Below are 20,829 nucleotides of genomic sequence, written 5' to 3'. Positions count from 1 at the left end.
ATAAGACGAATCACACATCTCCACGAGGCCGGACTGCTTGACCTTTATCGAGACTGGGCTATGCGATTCCGGATGCTCTGAGAAAGAGGATCAAGCTGTAAATCACGACACCGGAAACAACGACGGTTCCGAAGTTCAGTACCCAGGCAGCTTTTTTCAAGTCTTTTAATGCGATGACTTGCACGATGAGACAAACGACAACGACTAAACCGAGCTTGAAATAGAGCATGCCCTTGATGGGGCCCCAGTGTGCCAGAAAGTAGTTGGCGATCGGGTTCGACTCACGAACAAGGTCTGCCTGCAAGAGCCAATACGTCATAAAGAAGTCGATCATGTTCACCAGAATGAACATCGACGTTTCTGCTTCGAGAGGCAACTGTCCGAGCAGTAAACGCTTCAGGTTCCCCGGTGGGGATTTGGTGCGATCTTCTTCAGACTGATTTGTCATTGAGTCATAGTCGCTGTTCCACAGCAGGCTTGAGGCGTACTGTGAAACAAACACTTTTTAGGTTAAGGCGAAGCTTCTGCAGTGGCAACGGGAGCACACTTGCCGATCTCGCGAACCGCTTGCCGGAGTCGCTGAGTGTTTTCCACAATAGCCAATCGGAGGTAACCTTCGCCATCTTCGCCAAAGCCACGACCCGGACTGACCGCGACACCACCTTCTTCAAGAAGTTTCATCGAGAAATCGATTGAACCCATGGAGGCGTATTGATCGGGGATTTTTGCCCAGACGAACATGCCAGCTTTCGGGCGTTCGATTTCCCAGCCGAGACGCTCCAGACCATCACACAAAGCGTCTCGTCGATTTTGGTATTTCTGTGCCAGAGTCTCGATTGAAGCATCGCAGTGACGCATAGCGACAATGGCAGCGATTTGGATCGCCTGAAAGATTCCGTAGTCGTAATAACCTTTGATCGTTGAGAGTGCGCGGACCATCTCTTTATTGCCAGCACAGAAACCGATCCGCCAACCGGCCATGCTGTAGCTTTTGCTCATTGAAGTCAGTTCAACACCGACATCAATCGCTCCAGGTGTTGCAAGAAAGCTGGGGGCAACATATCCATCAAAGCAAATGTCGGCGTAGGCAAAATCGCTGATCACCATGAAGTTATATTTTTTTGCCAGCTTGACCAGCTCGACATAGAAGTCTGCTTCGATGACTGTTGAAGAGGGGTTGTGTGGGAAGTTGACAACCACCACCTTTGGCTTCGGATAAAGGTGGTCGCATGTGTAAGCGACATTTTGCAGAAACTTCTCTGGCTCGCGGACATCGAGGGCGATGACATTGCCAGCTGCGAGCATGACCGAATACATGTGAATCGGGAATGTGGGCGAGGGGACAATGGCTGTGTCGCCAGGACCCATTAACCCCAGGCACATGTGAGAATAACCTTCTTTGGAACCGATACAGGCGATGATTTCATCATCAGGATTTAGTCGGACGCCGTACCGCTTCCAGTACCGTTTGGAGACTTCAGCACGTAGATTTCCGATTCCATTGGAAACGGAATAGCGGTGATTCTTCGGGTCTTGCAACGCCTGCGTCATCTTCTCCTGAATCAGAGGATCTGGAGGATCGGTCGGATTCCCCATGCCCAGGTCGATGACATCAATACCCGCGACCCGCTTTTCATATTTGACCTTATTGATCTTCCCGAACAAATAGGGTGGCAGTCGCTTGAGGCGATCAGCAACAGGGATGGAATAAGGATTGTCAGGAATCGGAACTTCGGATTCGCTTCGCATAGCTGTGAGTCTGGTGCTGATGGGGTTAACGAACTCTAACAATATCTGAATCTTTGCATGTGAACATGCAGTTGTGATTTCAGCAATATTGTCGGCGTCTTCAGAACTGATCCGTAAGCTCGAACTTGGCCTTTCAAGTACTGAGAACGTTTCTCATTGCATTTTCAGTACTTTTGACAGGCTGATCGGACCACATGGACCCGCGTAAACTGATTCTACCCGTTCGGACAAACAAGGGCGAGATTGAGTTCTTGAGAAAGTTGGTGAACAGCCGAAAGTTTCTCCGTTTCGCCTTCGGCTCAGTCAGCTTAAGTGGGGTTTCGGTTGTGTTAACGGACTGTGAAGCTGATCGTCTCCGTGGCAGATTTCCCGCTGAACTCATCGTAGACGGTTAATTTCAGGACATGTTGTCCGGAACTCAGATGAGCAGGCAGATCAATCCGATAGCTGTTGTAGTAGTCAGTGCGGATGCTCTGGCAACGGTCTTCGGTAGCTGGGAAACTACTGCGGTCGACCAGTTGGCCATTCAAGTCTCCCTGATAGATTTCCACCGATGAGCGAAGTTTGGTGATGAAATCGTTTTGGTCGGAGGACTCGCTTTGAAAGTTTCGGACATCGCAGTAAATGAGGACCGGTTCCCCAGGTGTCAGTTGTGTTGCGTCAATCGGTTCAAAGTTTCCAAACCCGTTGATGCGAGAGCAGAAACTGACATTTCGCAACTGAAGTTTCGCTGAGATTTGCAAGTAATGAGTTGCGGAACGAAGTTGTTCAATCGTCATGGTTGAGCGTTGAGAGGGGTTTATGCCTTCTTCGTTCAGGTAGTTTGAAAGTCCCCAGAAGATTGAAGTCCAGAACTCCTGATCCGCCGGCTGCAGTCCGGGGATAGGCTGCATGGCAAGTTGCTTTTGATCGTTGACCAGGTAAAGCATCCGCAAAGCGACCTGCTGGCGAAGTTCGTTTCGAGTCAGCGAGCCTGATCCGGCTGAGCCCGATGCGGAAGCCTCAGCTTCCATCAGTGAAACGAGCTTGTGGAGTTCTTCCTCCCACAGCTTTGCACCGGGGGCAATTCGTAGCGAATCGGATGGTGCGGTTGCTGTGACCTTTTCGTCCTTTTCGAAGAGGACAGTTGTCGCTCGTGAGGAGGCTTCCTCTGAGTCTTTACCAGTCTCTCCACCGTTTCGGAAAGGTATTGAGATGATTTGTGGGAGAGGTTTTGACCGACGGTCTCGCTTGGAATCTGGAGTCTCGGAGTGTTCGTCCCGACTAAAGTTGAGTGGGTTTTTCTCCCATTCGGTGAGTGACTTCAACTGGCCAGACCATTTGCGAGTTGTCGGTTCATCCGCCTCGGTTTTCGATTCCCCTTGGACTGTCGAATCTTGAGTCTCTCTGGAATGGTCAGCTTGAGCAAGTTGGTCACCCTCTGAGGCCTCGCTGGAGACCCGTGAGGGAAGTGTGGGCTGCAGGGTGTGACCGACTCTTTTGATATCCTGAATTTCATTTTTCTGACCAGCAGCGACCTGGTCAGAAGTGTTTTGGGCAGCGGTTTTTTGTTCACCGCGACTTGCGGCTTGAGCAAGTCGTTCAGCGCCCAGGTCGGCTCGTCTGGCTCGGAGTAATTGTGAGACCTTGGCTGCATCGACCGTTGCCAGGTACTGAATCCATTCTTCTCGTTCTTCAGGTGATGCATCACGGAGTTCAGTTTCAATCAATCGCTCTGTCGCAGCATCATGCTGGCGAATGTCGTCGTTTTTAGACTGGCGTGCTATCAGAGGTTGTCGCTTTGGAGCTGATTGCTCTTTGCTCTCGCGAGCTTCAGAATCTTTCTTTGTCTCACGAGACACATCGCGTTGCATCTTTTTGAATGGCGAGGTGAATTTCAGCTTCGCTGGAGACGAAATGGATGCGCAGCCCGTCAGAAGAACGAGCGCAAATATGCTGACCAGTTTGGCAAATTGCCAGGTCATCTTGGCATCCTTGCCTAAGAATTGGGGGAAGAAGGGAACTTTCAATTTCGACACGTCTCGCTGACGCTATGTCATCTGCTAGACTGCAACAAGATCAAACAATTCGGGTTGGTCCGGTGATTTTCAAAGTGGAAAAAATTGCCGAATGTCAGGCCATTGCAGAATAGAATTCCCCCTTCCTGTCTTCCTTAAGTTTCCTAGAGTGTTGTTTCTCCGTTCGAATTCATGAGCCCAAAACATCAAAAAGGACTGTTTCAATTAGAACCCGAGCCAGCTCCATGGGAATTGGCTGCGGGCGCGGACCTGTTGGCTGCTCAAGTTGTTTTCAATCGACCCTTAGATACTGTCTATCACTATCTGGTTCCTGAACCGCTACGAGACATGATCGAGCCCGGACAGAGGGTGAAAGTCCCTTTTGGTCGAGGGAATACTCCGACACTGGGATATTGCGTGGGGCTGACGAGTGAGATCTCGACGAGTAAGCGTCTGAAGTCGATCACGGAAGTTCTGGATCGTCAACCGCTACTGTCTCAGCAAATGCTCGATCTCACTCAATGGATTGCAGATCGCTACTTGAGCAGTTGGGGGCAGGTTCTTGAAAGCGTGGTCCCCGCCGGTGTCAAAAGACAAGCCGGGACAAGAGAGGTCGTCTTTTATCGCCTTGCTCCTGACATCGCCGATCTTGAAGCGTTGAAGTTACCGAAGAAGCAACATGCAGTGATGCAGGTTTTGGCAGAATCCGAGGAGGCGCTGCGAGTCGATGCTCTAACTGAAGCGGCCGAGTGTGGAACCTCTCCGATTGATTCGCTTCGAAAAAAGAGACTGATCGTTCCAGAACGACGCCGGATGAATGTCAATCAGATCACTGAGATGCATGTTGAGCCTCAGGCGGACCTCAAGCTGAATGACGAACAGCAGTCCGCACTCAACCACATTCTCAAGACGGTCCGAGCTGCTGAGTATGAGACAATTTTGCTGCATGGTGTCACCGGGAGCGGGAAGACAGAGGTTTACATTCAGGCGATTCGCGAGATTGTCAGCTATGGTCTGCAGGCAATTGTTCTCGTTCCGGAAATCAGTCTGACACCTCAGACGATTCGCCGCTTTCGTGCTCGCTTCGACAATGTGGCGGTCTTGCATAGCCATCTCAGTGATGCCGATCGGCACTGGCATTGGCAACAAATTGCACAAGGCGAGGTTCAGGTGATCGTTGGGGCTCGAAGTGCGATTTTTGCGCCGACTCCGCATCTGGGGCTGATCATCATTGATGAAGAGCACGAATCGACCTTCAAGCAACACTCGACACCCAGATATCATGCTCGTGAAGTGGCCCGCGAGCGGGCTCGGCGTGAGGGCATTCCACTGATTCTGGGGACCGCGACACCGACTCTGGAGTCGCTTGTACGAACGATTGAAGGGCATGACAAATTAATCGTCATGAAAGATCGCGTCGAACAGCGACCGCTTCCGCCGGTCACCATTGTCGATGTCCGAAATGATCCTCTGATTCAGCGTCGACACTCGCTTGGGCGAGCGTTGACGAACGCTATGCAACGAGCACTGGATAGTGGAGGGCAGGTCATTCTCTTTTTGAACCTGCGCGGATTCTCTCCGGTTCTCTGGTGTCCAAAGTGTACTGGGATTCGTTGCCCTGATTGCGATGTGACTCTCACTTGGCACAAAGACCGGGGGCGTTTGCTGTGTCACAGTTGCGAATATGAAATTCCTCCGCCTGAAAGGTGTCCAACTTGTGGTCAGCCGGGGATGAGGCTCCTTGGTGCTGGAACGCAACGGCTTGAAGATGAAGTTAAGAGCAAATTTCCGGAAATGCGTCTCATCCGAATGGACAGCGATTCGATGCGGAAGCCCGGTAGTCATGATGAAGCACTGACAGCCTTTCGCGAGGGAAAAGTCGATATTCTTCTCGGGACACAAATGATTGCTAAGGGGTTGGATTTTCCGAATGTCACCTTAGTCGGCGTCATCGATGCGGACTCGCTGTTGCATCAACCCGATTTGCGTGCAGCTGAGCGAACCTTTCAGCTCATCGCTCAGGTAGCTGGAAGAACAGGCCGCGGTGAAAAAGGGGGGAGAGTTCTTGTTCAAACAATGAATCCGGATGAACCGGTCATTCAATTTGCTGCTCAGCACGATTACTACAAGTTCGCGAGCTATGAATTGAAACAGCGCAAGATGGTGATGGCTCCTCCGTATCGGAGCATGGCGCGTGTCATTCTCCGCTCACTTGATGAAGAGGTCGTGGCTGAGGAAGCCAAGAGGGTCGTGAAATTCATTCGCTCGCACATCTCTGAGAAAAAACTTCCGGTGCGAGTTCTCGGCCCGGCTCCGGCTCCTATTACACGGTTGCGAAAGTATTTCCGTTATCACTTCCAAATGACCAGCGATCAAATTCAAACAATTCAGGATCTCTGGAGAGAGATTGTGCCGTATATGAAGATTGCAACAGATGTTGAGCTGACAATTGATGTCGATCCAGTCGATTTACGCTGACGCACAGGCAATTGTAAGCAAGAATAGTCAACGGTTGACCTGCAAACGCACTCTCTCGTAAACTGCGGGACTATTTCGCAATACCTGCATTCACTATTTTTTTTCTCGTAACATCAAGTGAGAAATTCGGTTGCGTGCCATCATCAGCGACATTCACGGCAACCTGGAAGCACTGGAAGCCGTCCTGGAGGATATCCGCGGGCAAGAGATCTCCGAGATTTATTGTCTAGGTGATATTATTGGATATGGCCCCAATCCTCGTGAATGCATCGATCTGGTGACAAAGAATTGTCAGGTTACGATTCTCGGAAATCACGATCAGGCTGCACTCTTCGATCCGGAAGGGTTCAATGCCGGGGCGGAACGTGCCATCTTCTGGACCCGCTCCCAGCTGGAAGCGGGTGATCCAGCTGGCAATGAAGCACGCTGGGAATTTCTTGGTGAACTCCCTCGGATGAAGCGGGAGGGCGAATATCTGTTTGTCCACGGTTCCGCCCGCAACCCTCTGAATGAGTATGTCTTCCCGGAAGATGTTTATAATCAGCGGAAAATGGAACGGATCTTCGGACTCGTCGACAATTACTGTTTTCAGGGTCACACCCACATTCCGGGTGTCTTTACTGAGGACTACAACTTTCTCTCTCCGGACGAGGTCGATTTTCAGATCGAGTTGGGGGATACGAAGGTTCTCGTCAATGTGGGGTCAGTCGGTCAGCCGAGAGACAGCGACAATCGTTCGTCTTACGTTATCTTAGACCAAGAGAAGAAAACCCTCACGTTTAAGCGTGTTCCTTACGATTTCGAGAAAACTGCAGCCAAGATTTATCCCATCCCGGATCTCGATGACTTCCTCGGACATCGACTTCGCGATGGTCGATAACACGCTCTGAGACAGTTTTTACGACATATTCTCTCTACTCTTTCTCGCTCGGAAAACTTGAAATAAGTGACTTCCTCAGCCGTTGAGTGGGCATTTTCGGTTTCCAGATGAGATTGCGAACTGCTTGATTGAATTGGCGGATCGCCATGATACCGCAGCTGAGAAACAAAACGGATCAGCACGACTTGATCATCTGTGCAGGTTTCAGGATGGTTGAACTCTTCAAAAACCGGGAATTGCAGCGAACCTACTGGTGAATTCGCCGGAGTTCCTCATAATGTCCGTTTCTGAGTGATCCAACGTTTCCGGATCGCTGTATACCTATAACACCATACAAACTGAATTTTCGCGGTTGGCTTGAAAAGTTGCTAATTTCGAATCTGCCTCAGCGAACAGTTTGTTCTGCGATAGACTCGATTGTGAAAGGAACGGTCTGAAATAAAGACCGTCTATATCACCCATGGATCAGCGTCGATACATGTTCTTCGTCTTGTTGACGATGGTCTTCTTTATTTTCTGGATGCAGATTGCTCCCGGACTTTTTCCTGAGGTTTTCCCAAAACCAAAGCCCAAACCTGTGGCTGGTGAAAAGGATGACTTCAATGAAGAGGCACTGCTTAACTCTAAACAGGATGAAGACCCGGGGAAGGCGAACGCTGCGTCTGACGATCCAGCAGCTGTGAAAGCAGCTCCTTCAGGGGATGCCCCCGAAGCAGAGCCAAAGGTTGAGCTGCAGACATTTCCCGCTCAGCAGATCGTTCTCGGGGAATCTGGCTTTGCTGGCAAGTATCTTCTCAAAGCACAGTTGAATACTCAGGGAGCCGCCATCGATTGGGTTGAATTGACCGACCCACGATACACGACGCTCAACCGCAAACAGCAATTCAAAGTGGTCGGGAATCCGATTCCAGTCAAAGGTGATCGACGTGTCCCCAAAACTTTTGAAATGCAACTCCCCCAAATCGATGGCCAGCTGAAAGATTTTGGAACATCGCTCGCCGAGGTCGATTGGAAGATCAGTCAGCAGGATGCGGACTCTGTCACATTCAGCTATCTCGCCCCCAAAAAAGATCTGGAAGTCTTTAAGACTTACCGCATTCAACAAGCGGATCTGGAAAAACGTGATAAGTCTCCGACCGGCTATCTGCTGGAAATGGACATTAAAATCGTCAACCACTCTGAGAATACGGTTGAGACGGTTTACACGTTGCAAGGACCGGTTGGTTTAGAACTGGAGAATGCGGACAACACACGTTCGTATCGGGAAATCGATGTTGCGACAATTGAAGATGCCCGTTACCCCGATAAGACGACTTCCATTCACCTCACTGCTGCCGATCTTGTCAAACAGACGAATAAGGCCAAGGATGGTGGGAAACCTGTCGTCTCCTGGCGAGAGCCGATCAAATATGCCGGTCTCGATGTGCAGTTCTTCACGGCCCTGATTTTGCCAAATCGATCCGAGGATGCCCCGGCTGAGAAACTTTTTGAATCAGTCGTTCCGCAAGTCGTCATGGAAGATGAGAAACCGGAACGAAGTAATTTGTCGATTCTCCTTGAGTCGACAAAGCAGACACTCAAAAAAGGTTCGGAAGTTGAGCACTCGTTTCAAACTTATTTTGGTCCCAAGAGAAAGCAACTCCTCGAGCCGATTCATGCGGGCGATGTTGTTCGACTGGGGTGGTTTGGCGTCATCGCCAAGGCGATGCTGGCCGTTTTGGACTTCTTCCACAACTGGGTCGGCTTGCCGTATGCGTTCGCGATCATCCTGTTGACAGTCGTTGTTCGCGGAATGATGTTCCCGATTTCGAAGAAGCAGGCGATTGAATCGGAGAAGATGAAAGTTCTCGCTCCGAAGCTCAAAGAGATTCAGGAAAAACATAAAGACAAGCCCGAAGAATTCGCCAAGGCGTATCGTGCATTTCAGAAGAAATACAACTACCACCCGATGGTCGGTTGCTTGCCTGCCTTGTTGCAGCTTCCCATTTTCTATGGGCTGTATACGTCACTTTATCAGGCGATTGATTTACGTCTGGCCAAATTCCTGTGGGTCGACAATCTTGCTGCCCCGGATGCATTATTTAATTTCGGGTTTGCGATTCCATGGGTCGGATTCACGACGTTTAACCTGTTGCCTATTTTGACTGTGATCCTGTTCGTAGCTCAGCAAAAAATGTTCACGCCTCCTCCGACATCGGATGAGCAGGCGATGACATACAAGATGATGAACTACATGATGATCTTCATTGGCTTCATGTTCTATCGTGTGCCAGCTGGATTGTGCTTGTACTTCATCTCCTCCAGCTTGTGGGGAATTTGCGAACGGACACTTCTGAAGAAAAACGTGAACTCCGATGGAAGCGTTGTCGAAGTCGAAGAACCGACGACCGCAGTCAAAGCGAAGGATGAACCGCCTAAGCCGAAGAAGCCACCTGGTTTTCTGGAACGTATCCGCGAAGCTGCCGATCAGGCTCAACAGAACGCATCGAAGAGTTCGTCCAGCGACCGCAAGTACTCCAAGCAAAGCAAGAAAAACAAAAAACGGTAGGGAAGTTTTCGCGATTGGTCAGCAGTCATATCGCTGCATCTTTAGTAATCGTTTAGAGCATCTTTCGAATTGGTTTGCAGGATCTTCCTCGTGGCGAACAGCATTTTTACTAGAGAAATGCGTTCTTCACGGGCACGCGCTAGAGCAAACTGCTTTAGCCCCCGGTGATGATTCAGGGTGTGCTTTACTTGCGAAGTTCAGAAATCGGGATGATCGCCATTTCGGCGCTGTTGATGTTCATTCCTGATCGGCCTCCGTTGTTCGAGTAGCCGACATACAATGATCCTTCGTGCTCGATGGCGTAAGGGTAAGAGAGCTTCGCTTTTGGATGCGATTCCCCCGGACCATCAGGGGATTCAGCATTACGAATTGTGTAGATTCGGTTGAACGAAACGGCTCCTGCCTCACTCAATGCAATCGTCAATGGAGATCGGCGGTGACCAGAGTCGGAAGTCGTCGTGCAGATCAGATAACTCTCGCCGGTACTTAATGTTCCTGCGTATGGCTTCGAACCAGCCATTGGAAGGTTCGTCGGAAGTGATGGCGTCCACGTTTGTCCGAAGTCTTCACTCTTCGCGAGCAATGCGAATGCCTGCCCACCCCAGCGTGATAGATTCAGAATTTGGTTATCGTGCACAAGCGTTGTTGACTCACCCCACATCTTGATCGACTTCGGCTTCGAGATGACCACGACATCCCATTTGGTGAAGTCGTCGCCGTGGCTGATGGCGACAGCAGCCGGGTTTCCTGCTCCGACTTTCAGTCCGCCAATGATCCAGTTTCCATTGCTCATCTGAGTCGGTTCTTCCATCGGCCAGAACCCGTCGCCAATCACACGCCCTCGAAATTTCCAATCTCCATTTTGTTCATCCAGTACATAGGCACGCGTATGAACGTCTTGGCGGTTTCCGTAAAACGCTCCCATGAAAGCCCACAGCTTGTCACCGTCTGAATGAAAGACGCCATGGCTGACAGCCAGATTTTCATCGCTGCCAGAATCGATCGTGAAGGTCTCTCTCCAAGTCTTCCCGCCATCCTGACTGACGCGTCCGCGTGCTTCTTCACTGGCGGTGTTTTCGATCCCTTTGTTGTGTCCCCATGAGGCGTACAATTTCCCTTTGTGCCAGCAGAGAGCAACGCCATGCAGAAAGCCATACCCACCATCAAGAGTCGGCTCATGTTCTTTGATGACATGAAACTTCACATGCGGCAGTGACTTGATTTCGATTGTTTTGGGAAGATCTTTCGAGGCATCCCAAAGCTGCTGCGGGCGGTCTGGAATATCGTCTGACTGCGCGAACAGAGTTGAGTGGATGACGAGTGAAGCGAAAAGGAGCAGCCCGGTCTCGAATAGTCTGTTCATAATTGTGATGTCTTTGACTGGTTTGCGATTTTCAAAATGACCTTTTAACAATTATCGAACTGGTGTTCGGGTTCAGCCTTGTGGTGGACCGCAACTATGATGGTGAAACACGTTCGACAAGGACACACGATAAAACAAACTGCGATAGAACGCATTCGTGTTTTAAGTGTTCGTGGAGAGTGCATTGTGTTTGAACACTCGGACATGTCCACGAGGCAGCGCGACGCAGCCATGAATTTCAAGAAGACTCAAGCGTTTGAATCGCTGAGTGCTTGATGACTGCAGTGGGGCTCAACTCATTGTAGTCCGGGACCATTGTCCCGGACTCGCCGCGACACAGGAACTGAACTCTGAGCAATAGATCGTTGATTGCTGACTGGGAGACTTTTTAGAACTGATCCTGAAACTTAAAATTGCTCTTTCAAACGTTAAGAAAAGCGGCTATCCCAGAGGTTTTCGGACTGGTTCTAAAGTTACCCGAACAATTCCGGGATCGGTTGAGCCTTATTCTGATCGACAAGAAATCGTGGTCGGCCCTGGAGATCGTCAAGAGTGACATGATCAACGTTGATGCCGACAGACTTATAGAGCGTGGCGAAAACTTCCTGGAAGTGGACGGGGCGTTCGATCGCTTCTTCCCCCAGACGATTAGTTTTTCCAATCACCTGACCATGTTTCATTCCACCACCAGCCAGCAGTGCACATGAGACACGTGGCCAGTGGTCGCGACCAGCTTTGGAGTTGATCTTCGGGGTCCGTCCGAATTCTCCCCAGACGACAACAGTGACATCGTCGAGCATCCCGCGATTTTCCATATCTTCGACAAGTGCGCTGACGGCTTGGTCCAGCATCGGCATGTCCTGGCGACCACGTTTGAAATTCCCTCCGTGCCAGTCCCAACGGCTGAAGGAAAGCGAAACGCAGCGGACACCTGCTTCGATCAGCCGACGTGCTTTCAAGAAATTCGTAAGTAGCCGTGTACTGCCGTCGGATTGAAGTTTGTCTTCACCGTATCCGTATCGATCACGAATTTGCTGCGACTCATTTTCCAGATCAAGAGCATCGGCAAGTTTGCTTGATGTTAAAATTCCAAATGCCTGTTGATTGAAAGAGTCCTGTCCTTCCATCATTCCCGATGCATCAATTTGAGTCCGGAAGCGATCAAACGCTTTCAAGACCTGTTTTCGACTTGCTAAACGGTCGCTGGAGATTCCATTCAGGACCAGATCCGAGGCTCCATCTCCGTTGGGAGTAAAAGGAGCATGAGCGACGCCGAGGTATCCGGGCTGTCCGTTGTCTCCCCAGGGGGCGTGTCGTGTTTTTGGTGAAAGACCAACATACGCTGGTACGGCTGGGTCTTTCGGGCCATAGACTTTAGAAAGAACCGAGCCGAGTGCGGGCCAGCCACCAGGCGGTTGATTCCGGTTGTGTTGACCGGTCAAGCATTGGAAAGCGTAGTGTGCTCCACCAGCACCGACCATTGTACGAATGAACGTCAGCTTGTCCGCCATGGAAGCGAGTTGCGGAAACTGTTCGCAGATTTCGATACCCGGAACTTTCGTTTGGATCGGATTGAATTCTCCACGAATCTCAGCTGGGGCGTCTGTTTTGATATCCCACATATCCTGGTGAGGAGGCCCACCGGGCAGGAAGATCATGATGACTCCCTTCCCGTTCCCGTTCACTCCTGCTGCCTGTTCAGCTCGAAGTAATTGCGGAAGAGTCAGCCCGCCCATCGCCAATCCACCGATTCGTAAAAACGAGCGTCGATCCAAGCGATCGCACATTGGAGTATTTTTACCAAGGAGGGTGAGCATGAGAAACTCCGGGAAAAGTCAAAAGACCATCAGATGTTGGTGGGGTGGTCAATGTGTGGGGGGAAATTCGGGTGATCACGTTCTCAAGCACTTGCGTGCTTTCTGTTTCCGCAGTGAGCGTTCTATAACTGAGACGATCAATTCTACGAATCAGAACGCTTACGTCCTCTTGAAAAACTTGAGTGTCTCCTCAGATCTCAAGAGGAGACACGACGACAGTCGGTACGCACTGTTTGCTGGCATGATTCATGATTACTGAATATCGACCATCTGTTCATTCAATTCGAATGAACAACGGCTGATGTCGTCGTTATCCGAAAGTATACATCAGAATAGTTAAATGCGAAGGGTGATGTCAATTTCTGATGCTGGAATCCGCTTGGGGCAAAGTTTTTGATTCTGAATTTCCGTGATTTGTTATAGCAAAAGCTGAGCGAATTGTAGCGGTTTTGATGATCACGCAGGGGCTTCGAGAATGTTTCGCATTGAGGAGACGACCAGATCACTTACGCAAGGCTTCCTTCTGTTTGGGGAGATAAAGTCGTTGTTGATCAAGATTTTTTAACCGGCTGACGCGAACAGTGCAGCGTGGTTGCGGTTCACAAAAATATGATTGGCGATGGGTGCCCGCTTGTTGCGGGTGACTGTGGATTTCGCCAGAAAATGAGAAATTGAGAGTTACTTATGGTTCGTTACTTCTTCTTTGCGATGACAGCCCTTTTTGGGGGATTGCTGATTGGGACGCCAGTGCAATCCTGTTCCCGTGTTCTTTGGAATGACAGCGGTCAGTCTGTCGTTGTCGGCCGGAACATGGACTGGTTTGAGGACATCAGGAGCAACATGTGGATACTTCCACGTGGGATGGAACGTAACGGTTTGGCAGAGAAAAACCCGTTACGCTGGACCAGTAAGTATGGGAGTGTCATCGTCTCTTGCTACGACGTTGGAACTGCTGACGGCATTAACGAGAAAGGACTGGCAGGCCATCTGTTGTACTTGCCGGAAACTTCGGTTGGGCCGCGTGACGAATCTCTTCCGGGGCTGTGCATGTCGATGTGGGTGCAATATTACCTCGACCAGTTTGCGACCGTTGATGAGGCAGTCAAGTCCTACAAAGAGCATCCCTATCAGTTGCAGATGGCAGTCGAACCTTCCAGCGGGAAGGCGGTTACTGTGCACATCGCATTGAACGACTCCAGCGGCGACTCTGCTGTGATCGAATGCATCGATGGGAAAATCAAGTTCTATCACGACCGAAGTTATACTGTCATGACGAATCAGCCATCTTTCGATAAGCAGCTTGAGAACCTGAAGCAATATCGTGGGTTCGGGGGTGAAAAGCGATTGCCAGGAACTCATGAACCTGCTGATCGGTTTGTTCGTGGGGCCTATTACGTGAATCATTTGCCGAAGCCGAACTCTGAGCGAGAAGCGATCGCAGCGATGATGAGTGTGATGCGCAACGTGTCGGCACCGTTCGGCATCGCTGATCCAGAACGTCCGAACGTCTCGACCACGATTTGGCGAACCGTGACTGATCTGAGCAAAGGTGTCCTTTACTACGATTCGGTCTTCAGTCCTCAGGTCTTCTGGGTAGACACGAAGAAGGTGAACTTCGACTCAGGTCAGCCGGTACGCAAGCTCACACTGATCGAGAATTACGATCTTGCGGGCGAGGTGTCAGCCGAGTTCGTCCCGACTCCGATGTTCGATTTCCTTGCTCCAGAGTAATCGGCAACTTCTCGAACAACCTGATGATGAATCTGAATCGTTGAGTTTCACGAGGCACAAGTCAGGCAATCGCTGCGAAGGTTGCGAAGGTCGCGAAAGTTGCTTCGATATCATGTTATAACGATTACGTGGAATGGAGACTTCCAGTCGGCCCGATGCGAAAAGTCGGGTTGACTGGAGGTTTTGTTTTTTGATGGCTGAATCGTCAGGTCCCAGGCAGATTGGATGCGTGGTTGATTTCAGGGGGCCCGACCATCATTGGGCAAATGTGGGGCTGAGCGATTTGATGTTTGCACGGGCAAGCATGGCGTTCGAAGAGTCAAAGAAAGTTCGCCAGTTGATCCTAGGTATCGTTCGGGATACGATACGCTTTTGCGGAGTTCTTCCGCTGAGAGACATCTTATTAAAAACGCTACAGTTTTCAGTTGTCGCTGCGATTCACCGGTGATTCACCGAGATAGTGCTTCACCGGGGTGATGATCGTGAATTCAGATTTGCTAGAGCTTATTAGTACCTGTCCCGCATGACCCAGACTATCAACCTCGATGAGATCAACGACGAGACCGACGCTCTTCGTGTCGCTGTGTCGCAACTTGAGGCTGGAAAGGTTGTTGTGGTTCCGGTTGAAGTTGGGGTACTGGTTCTGGCTTTGCCGAGTCAGCTTGGTGCCGCCAGTCGTCTGACTGAAATCGCCAAGGCTGTGCCCGAGGCAATTCCGGTTGTTGCGATGGCACATCGCAGTGTGATTGATGACTACGCTGATAATTTATCGACGCTTGTTTATAAGCTTTCTCGACGATGTTGGCCGGGGCCGGTTGCTTTGCGAGTCGGTGGAGGACAGCCCGAAGGTTTTTCGGCGGACTGGAGTGGTGACGCTCGAGAATGGGCATTGAACGCATCCGGGCGTGTTTTTGCTATTCCCAGATCAAATTTTTCAAATACGCTATTAAAACGACTTTCGACACCAGCCTTAGGGTTGGTCATTCCGCAGACAGAGTTAGAACGTTTGGATGCGGGCTGGGCTGACCTGATTTTTTCCTCGAGAGAAGAAGTCTACGAGGAAGGATTAACAGTCGTTGATGTCGATGGGCAAAATTACCAACTAGAGCGAGCAGGCGCTGTGACAAAACTGAGTTTTTCTCGTTTAACCGGCGAAGTGTACGTTTTCGTGTGTACAGGCAACACCTGTCGCAGCCCGATGGCGGAAGCACTTTTTCGAAATATGCTTGCACAGCAAATGCAATGTGCGGATGATGAACTGTTGGACAGAGGGTACACTGTCATCTCGGCGGGGCTGGCGGCCTATCCGGGATCGCCAGCGAGTCCAGAAGCGGTTGCCCTTTTGAAAGAGCAAGGCATCGACATGTCTTCTCATGAAAGTCGACCAGTCACTGAAGAATTGCTGTTCCATAGTGATCACATTATCACAATGACTCAGAATCATCGTGATGCGATTTTAAATGCGTTTCCGGAACTCGCCGGGAAAACACGGTTGCTCTCGGATTCCGGGAAAGATGTTTCCGATCCGATAGGAGCCGGGGTCGAGGAGTACGAGATTTGCCGAAATGAGATTGAAGGCTATTTAAGATTGCTACTTGACCAGCAGTCGTCAACATAAGGAACCCTCATATGAAAGTTGCCATCGCAAGCGATCATCGTGGCGTCAGAGTCAAAGGACAGATTCTTGCTCAGTTAGACGAACTGGGATACGAAGGTGTCGATTACGGCCCTGGCGACGACACGAGTGTCGACTATCCAGATTATGCAGGGAAGGTTGCGAAAGCTGTCGGGACTGGGGAAGTGGATCGTGGAATTCTGATCTGTGGAACCGGCATGGGGATGTGCATTACCGCTAACAAATTCCCCAAGGTGCGAGCTGTCTCCTGTCATGACGATGTGACAGCGGAGTACTCGCGCCGCCATAACGATGCAAACATTATGTGTCTCTCCGCAGACATGCTCGGTGATCGGCTGCTCGGACGAATTGTCGATTTGTGGCTGAAGACCGAATTCGAAGGGGGACGTCATCAACGTCGCATCGAAAAAATCTCAGACATCGAACACAAATATTGTTGCAGCGAGACCCCCAGTGAGGCGGGCAAAACCAGCTGCGACATGACTTGAGGTTCAGCTTCAAAATTCAAGAAAATTTAACGAACTTCAGGCTGTTGGCCGAGTGTGATGCATCAGGTGAATTTGTCCCCTTGCCTGCCGATCCCTCGCCTCTCGTCGAGACAGCTTGGACTCGATTTCCGTTCAAGTGATTGCGGCTGACAGGCCGCTCAAAAATCCCCAGGAGAAACCGCATGGATGTCTCTTCCATGAAATTTGCAAAGACGCATGAGTGGGTCGCCCTGAATGGTGACGTTGCTACCATTGGAATTAGTGACTTCGCCGTCAAGGAATTGACAGATGTTGTTCACATTGAACTTCCGTCAGTCGGGAAAACCGTCACTGCCGGAGAGGAAATGGGTGAGATCGAAAGCGTGAAAGCTGTGAGCGATCTTTACGCTCCTGTGAGTGGTGAAATTGTCGAAGTCAACGATTCACTCGAAGCCGATCTCGGACCACTTTCGGATGACCCGTTCCAAGCTGGTTGGATTGTGAAAATCAAAGCGTCTAATCCGACTGAGTTGGACGCGTTAATGGATCATGCAGCCTATCAGGCAAGTTGTGAAAGCCATTAGGCAATTTCCGCAATCAATTGCCCGCTGTTCAGCCCGGGGAACAGGTTTCGTCAAATTTCGTTATTTCGTGAATCGACCAGTGCTGATTGTCTCGTGCTCACTGCGCCAATCCCACAAAGGTTGATTCCCCTAAGTAGCGTCTCTCCACGAAGTCAAACACGAGTACGAATTTGATGCATGATTGAGTGTTGCGATTCTTTCATGCTGAATTGAAAATCGACTCCATTTGACATGCCGGCTCACAATGCTTGTGTTCTGACTTGCGTTCTGGGTTTTATGCAGCGGGTCGTTGTCCTGAAGAACGTATTCATGTGATTCCGAGTGGTGTGATTTCCCAGTTTGAGAAACCTTCTCGATTTGTTCAAACGGACTCGTAATCGAATTCCAGCCCGGTACGATTCTTTATTGAAGAACAGTGGTCGGATGAGCATTGATCCAGAACTTCAGGATTGGCTTTCTGACACAGTGGAATGCAATCAATGCTTCGGTTTCCGGGCTGATTCTCAATTTTCAAAGGCTGCCAGGGATGTTGCAGCTGTTAACAACGTTGGTCACTCACGGTTGATGAGCTGATTCCAGCGATTTCATCTTGATTGAACTGGACTCATCAAGACGAAACTCCAGGAGCCTCAGCGTGGCGTATCTTTACAATACACCAGAACAACAGCAGCAAATGCTAGATGTGATCGGTGTCGAATCGATTGATCAACTTCTGACACAAGTTCCCAAAGAACTGCAGCTGGATCGTCCTCTTGATCTTCCAGCTCCAATGACGGAACTGGCTCTTGAACAGCACGTTGGAAAACTGGCTGCCAAGAACAATGTTGATCGTGTTTGTTTTCTCGGCGGAGGAGCATACGATCACTATATCCCATCGGTGATCGATGAACTCGCCAGCCGTGGGGAATACTATACGGCTTACACTCCGTATCAGGCTGAGGCGAGCCAGGGGACACTTCAGGCGTTCTTTGAGTACCAATCACTGATCTGTGCCTTGACCGGATTCGACGTCTCCAATGCCAGCCTGTACGAAGGTGGAACCGCGGTCAGTGAAGCGGCTTTCATGGCGATGCGAGTCACCCGACGACACGGGAAAGTTCTCATCTCCGAAGGAGTTCACCCCGAGTATCGGCACGTTCTCGAAACCTACGTGCGGAATCTGGAGACCGAAGTGGTCACAATTCCAACGGTCAATGGGACGACTGACCTCGCTAAGGCGAAAGAGTTGATTGACGACCAGACGGCATGTCTGATCTTTCAGCAACCGAACTTTTTTGGGTGTGTCGAGGATGGCGAAGAGCTTTGCAAAATCGCCAAAGAGCATGGTGCGCTTTCTGTCGTCTCGTTTGATCCAATTAGCCTGGGAGTGATGAAACGTCCCGCGGATTACGGTGCCGATGTCGCCGTTGCGGAAGGTCAGTCACTCGGAGTCCCTTTGCAGTACGGTGGGCCGTATCTCGGGATTCTTGCTTGTCGCAATGATTACGTCCGAAAGATGCCAGGTCGGTTGATTTCAATGACGACTGACCGAAATGGCAAGCAATGCTATGTTCTCGGATTACAGACTCGGGAACAGCATATTCGCAGAGACAAAGCGACAAGCAATATTTGCACAAACCAGGGGCTGTTGGCACTCCGTGCGACCTTCTATCTCTCTCTGATGGGACCGGAAGGAATGCGTGAAGCAGCTGAGCTTTGCTGTCAGAAAGCTCACTACGCAGCGGACCAACTCACAAAGATTGACGGTGTCGATCTGATGTTCGAGACACCCTTCTTCAAAGAGTTCACTCTTCGGGTGGAAGGAGGAGCAGAGAAGTTCCTGAAGCGGGCAGCTGCAGCAGGGTTTGATTTGGGGCCGGAATTGAGCCAATTCCCGCAAGCTCCAACATCTGTTCAAGATGGTGTTCTTGTCGCGGTCACGGAATCAAGAACGAAAGAAGAGATCGACGCACTTGTCGCGGCCCTTGCGTGATAAAACGTCTTGAAACGCAGACTTTTCTCAATCAATCTTTAGAGTAGACGTTGCGAGACGTCAGGTTTTTTTATGCGTAACACAATTTCAACTCGACCACTTTTCGAACTTTCGTTCCCCGGACGTCGTGCCGCAATGCTGCCGGACTGTGATGTTCCCGAGCAGGAACTTAGTTCGTTATTGCCAGAGAAATCCCTGGCAGAAAAGACTGCTCCGTTGCCTGAACTTGCTGAGGGTGATGTTGTTCGTCACTTTATGAATCTCTCGACGATGAACATGTGCGTCGACACGCATTTCTACCCACTCGGCAGTTGTACGATGAAGTACAACCCCAAGCGACACGAGCGGCTCTCGCGAACTCATGGGCTCGGGGACTTGCATCCTTATGCACGTCCAGAAGATTCGCAGGGAATGCTGCACCTTCTTTATGAATTACAGGAGATGCTCGGAGAGATTGCCGGCCTGCCAGCAGTTTCGTTGCAACCGGCAGCCGGTGCCCAGGGAGAACTCGCAGCGTTGCATCTTGCTTCGGCCTATTTTAAGAGCAAAGGTGAAAATCGAACGAAGGTTGTCTTTCCGAGTAGTGCACACGGAACCAATCCGGCCAGTGCAGCGTTAGCAGGTTTCGATTGTGTCCAGCTCGAGCCATCTGAGAACGGTCTGGTTGACCCTGATGACCTGTTGAAGCATGTCGATGAGCAGACGGCTGTCTTCATGATTACGAATCCCAATACGCTTGGGCTTTTTGAAAAAGACATCGCGAAAATCTCCAGCATTCTGCACGATGTCGGCGGTCTGGTTTACATCGATGGAGCCAACATGAACGCCATTCTTGGCATCACCCGCCCGGGCGATTTCGGCGGAGACATGATGCACTACAACGTTCATAAAACCTTCACCGGACCGCACGGTGCTGGTGGTCCGGGAGCGGGCCCGATTGCGGTTCGTGATTTCCTGGCAGATTTTCTTCCGGGGCCGGTCGTGACAAAATCAGAAGAGGATGGGGCCGATATTTATCGTCTGACAACACCTTCGAGAAGCATCGGCCGGATGCGTTCATTCTTTGGGAATGTTGGGATTCTTCTACGTGGGTATTTCTACCTGCGTACTCTTGGTGCTCAAGGCTTGCGGGATGTTTCAGAGCACGCTGTCTTGAATGCCAACTACTTAAAAGCCCGTCTCAGCGATGTTCTTCCAGTCCCACGTGGAGAATTTTGTATGCACGAATTTGTCGCATCTGCGCGGCAGCTCAAGGATGCACATGGGATTACCGCGATGGATATCGCCAAGCGTCTTCTCGATTTCGGCTTCCACGCTCCGACTGTTTACTTCCCGCTCGTTGTTGCAGAAGCAATGATGATTGAACCGACGGAAACGGAGTCCAAAGAAACGCTGGACGCCTTCGTAGAAGCGATTCAGACGATCGTGAAAGAGGATGCAAGTTTCCTTCATGAAGCACCGCACAGTACAATCATTCGCCGACCCGATGAAGTTTCCGCTGCCAGGAATCCGCTCTTGAACTGGCAGGCATGCGTAAAGGATTAGAGCATTTTTATTGCGTGTTTCGTGTCCTTGAGGGACATGTTTCACGAGTGAGATTCGTTGTT

Annotated in this window: 14 protein-coding genes; 9 read left to right on the top strand and 5 right to left on the bottom strand. The window is 50.4% G+C overall.

Features of this window, described 5'->3' with window-relative positions:
* Positions 1–58: 58 nt before the first annotated feature.
* The 3 genes from Mal48_RS17710 to Mal48_RS17700 form a co-directional block, all read right to left on the bottom strand.
* On the bottom strand, positions 59–448 hold the full coding sequence (locus Mal48_RS17710; RefSeq protein ID WP_231739684.1) for a DUF5658 family protein: 390 nt from the start codon (positions 446–448) through the stop codon (positions 59–61).
* A gap of 62 nt (positions 449–510) precedes the next feature.
* Entirely contained in the window at positions 511–1,749 is a 1,239-nt protein-coding gene (locus tag Mal48_RS17705) for an aminotransferase class I/II-fold pyridoxal phosphate-dependent enzyme (protein ID WP_145202641.1), read from the bottom strand.
* Positions 1,750–2,078: 329 nt separating this feature from the next.
* The gene (locus Mal48_RS17700) at positions 2,079–3,713 is read right to left on the bottom strand and encodes a hypothetical protein (RefSeq protein ID WP_145202637.1); all 1,635 of its coding nucleotides are present in this window, start codon (positions 3,711–3,713) and stop codon (positions 2,079–2,081) included.
* 225 nt (positions 3,714–3,938) lie between these two features.
* Here Mal48_RS17700 and priA point away from each other — a divergent pair, with 225 nt between their 5' ends.
* From priA to yidC, 3 genes are all read left to right on the top strand, one after another.
* Positions 3,939–6,224: a replication restart helicase PriA gene (gene priA / locus Mal48_RS17695; RefSeq protein ID WP_145202634.1), complete on the top strand. Its 2,286-nt coding sequence runs from the start codon at positions 3,939–3,941 to the stop codon at positions 6,222–6,224.
* A gap of 130 nt (positions 6,225–6,354) precedes the next feature.
* Positions 6,355–7,104, top strand: coding sequence for a metallophosphoesterase family protein (locus Mal48_RS17690; RefSeq protein ID WP_145202631.1), 750 nt, complete (start codon positions 6,355–6,357; stop codon positions 7,102–7,104).
* 460 nt (positions 7,105–7,564) lie between these two features.
* Positions 7,565–9,652: a membrane protein insertase YidC gene (yidC, locus tag Mal48_RS17685; protein ID WP_145202628.1), complete on the top strand. Its 2,088-nt coding sequence runs from the start codon at positions 7,565–7,567 to the stop codon at positions 9,650–9,652.
* A 184-nt stretch (positions 9,653–9,836) separates the two neighbouring features.
* On the opposite strand, the gene Mal48_RS17680 is transcribed toward yidC, so the two are convergent.
* Both Mal48_RS17680 and Mal48_RS17675 read right to left on the bottom strand, forming a co-directional pair.
* The gene (locus Mal48_RS17680) at positions 9,837–11,015 is read right to left on the bottom strand and encodes an exo-alpha-sialidase (protein ID WP_145202626.1); all 1,179 of its coding nucleotides are present in this window, start codon (positions 11,013–11,015) and stop codon (positions 9,837–9,839) included.
* 473 nt (positions 11,016–11,488) lie between these two features.
* Positions 11,489–12,832, bottom strand: coding sequence for a DUF1501 domain-containing protein (locus Mal48_RS17675; protein WP_145202624.1), 1,344 nt, complete (start codon positions 12,830–12,832; stop codon positions 11,489–11,491).
* A 684-nt stretch (positions 12,833–13,516) separates the two neighbouring features.
* Here Mal48_RS17675 and Mal48_RS17670 point away from each other — a divergent pair.
* From Mal48_RS17670 to gcvPB, 6 genes are all read left to right on the top strand, one after another.
* Positions 13,517–14,563: a linear amide C-N hydrolase gene (locus Mal48_RS17670; RefSeq protein WP_197441800.1), complete on the top strand. Its 1,047-nt coding sequence runs from the start codon at positions 13,517–13,519 to the stop codon at positions 14,561–14,563.
* A 523-nt stretch (positions 14,564–15,086) separates the two neighbouring features.
* A complete protein-coding gene (locus Mal48_RS23805) occupies positions 15,087–16,181 on the top strand; it encodes a low molecular weight protein arginine phosphatase (RefSeq protein WP_197441799.1) in 1,095 nt (364 codons plus the stop codon).
* A gap of 11 nt (positions 16,182–16,192) precedes the next feature.
* On the top strand, positions 16,193–16,687 hold the full coding sequence (gene rpiB, locus Mal48_RS17660; protein ID WP_145202621.1) for a ribose 5-phosphate isomerase B: 495 nt from the start codon (positions 16,193–16,195) through the stop codon (positions 16,685–16,687).
* 197 nt (positions 16,688–16,884) lie between these two features.
* Positions 16,885–17,250, top strand: coding sequence for a glycine cleavage system protein GcvH (gene gcvH, locus Mal48_RS17655; RefSeq protein WP_231739681.1), 366 nt, complete (start codon positions 16,885–16,887; stop codon positions 17,248–17,250).
* 634 nt (positions 17,251–17,884) lie between these two features.
* Positions 17,885–19,222 (top strand): aminomethyl-transferring glycine dehydrogenase subunit GcvPA, encoded by a 1,338-nt coding sequence (gene gcvPA, locus Mal48_RS17650; RefSeq protein ID WP_145202616.1) that lies wholly within the window; start codon positions 17,885–17,887, stop codon positions 19,220–19,222.
* Between the two features lie 72 nt (positions 19,223–19,294).
* Positions 19,295–20,767, top strand: a complete 1,473-nt coding sequence (gcvPB, locus tag Mal48_RS17645) for an aminomethyl-transferring glycine dehydrogenase subunit GcvPB (protein WP_145202612.1) — start codon at positions 19,295–19,297, stop codon at positions 20,765–20,767.
* Positions 20,768–20,829 lie beyond the last annotated feature (62 nt).

The organism is Thalassoglobus polymorphus (assembly GCF_007744255.1).
In the GTDB taxonomy this organism is placed as follows: Bacteria; Planctomycetota; Planctomycetia; order Planctomycetales; family Planctomycetaceae; genus Thalassoglobus; species Thalassoglobus polymorphus.
This window is presented reverse-complemented; position numbering and strand designations above follow the sequence as displayed.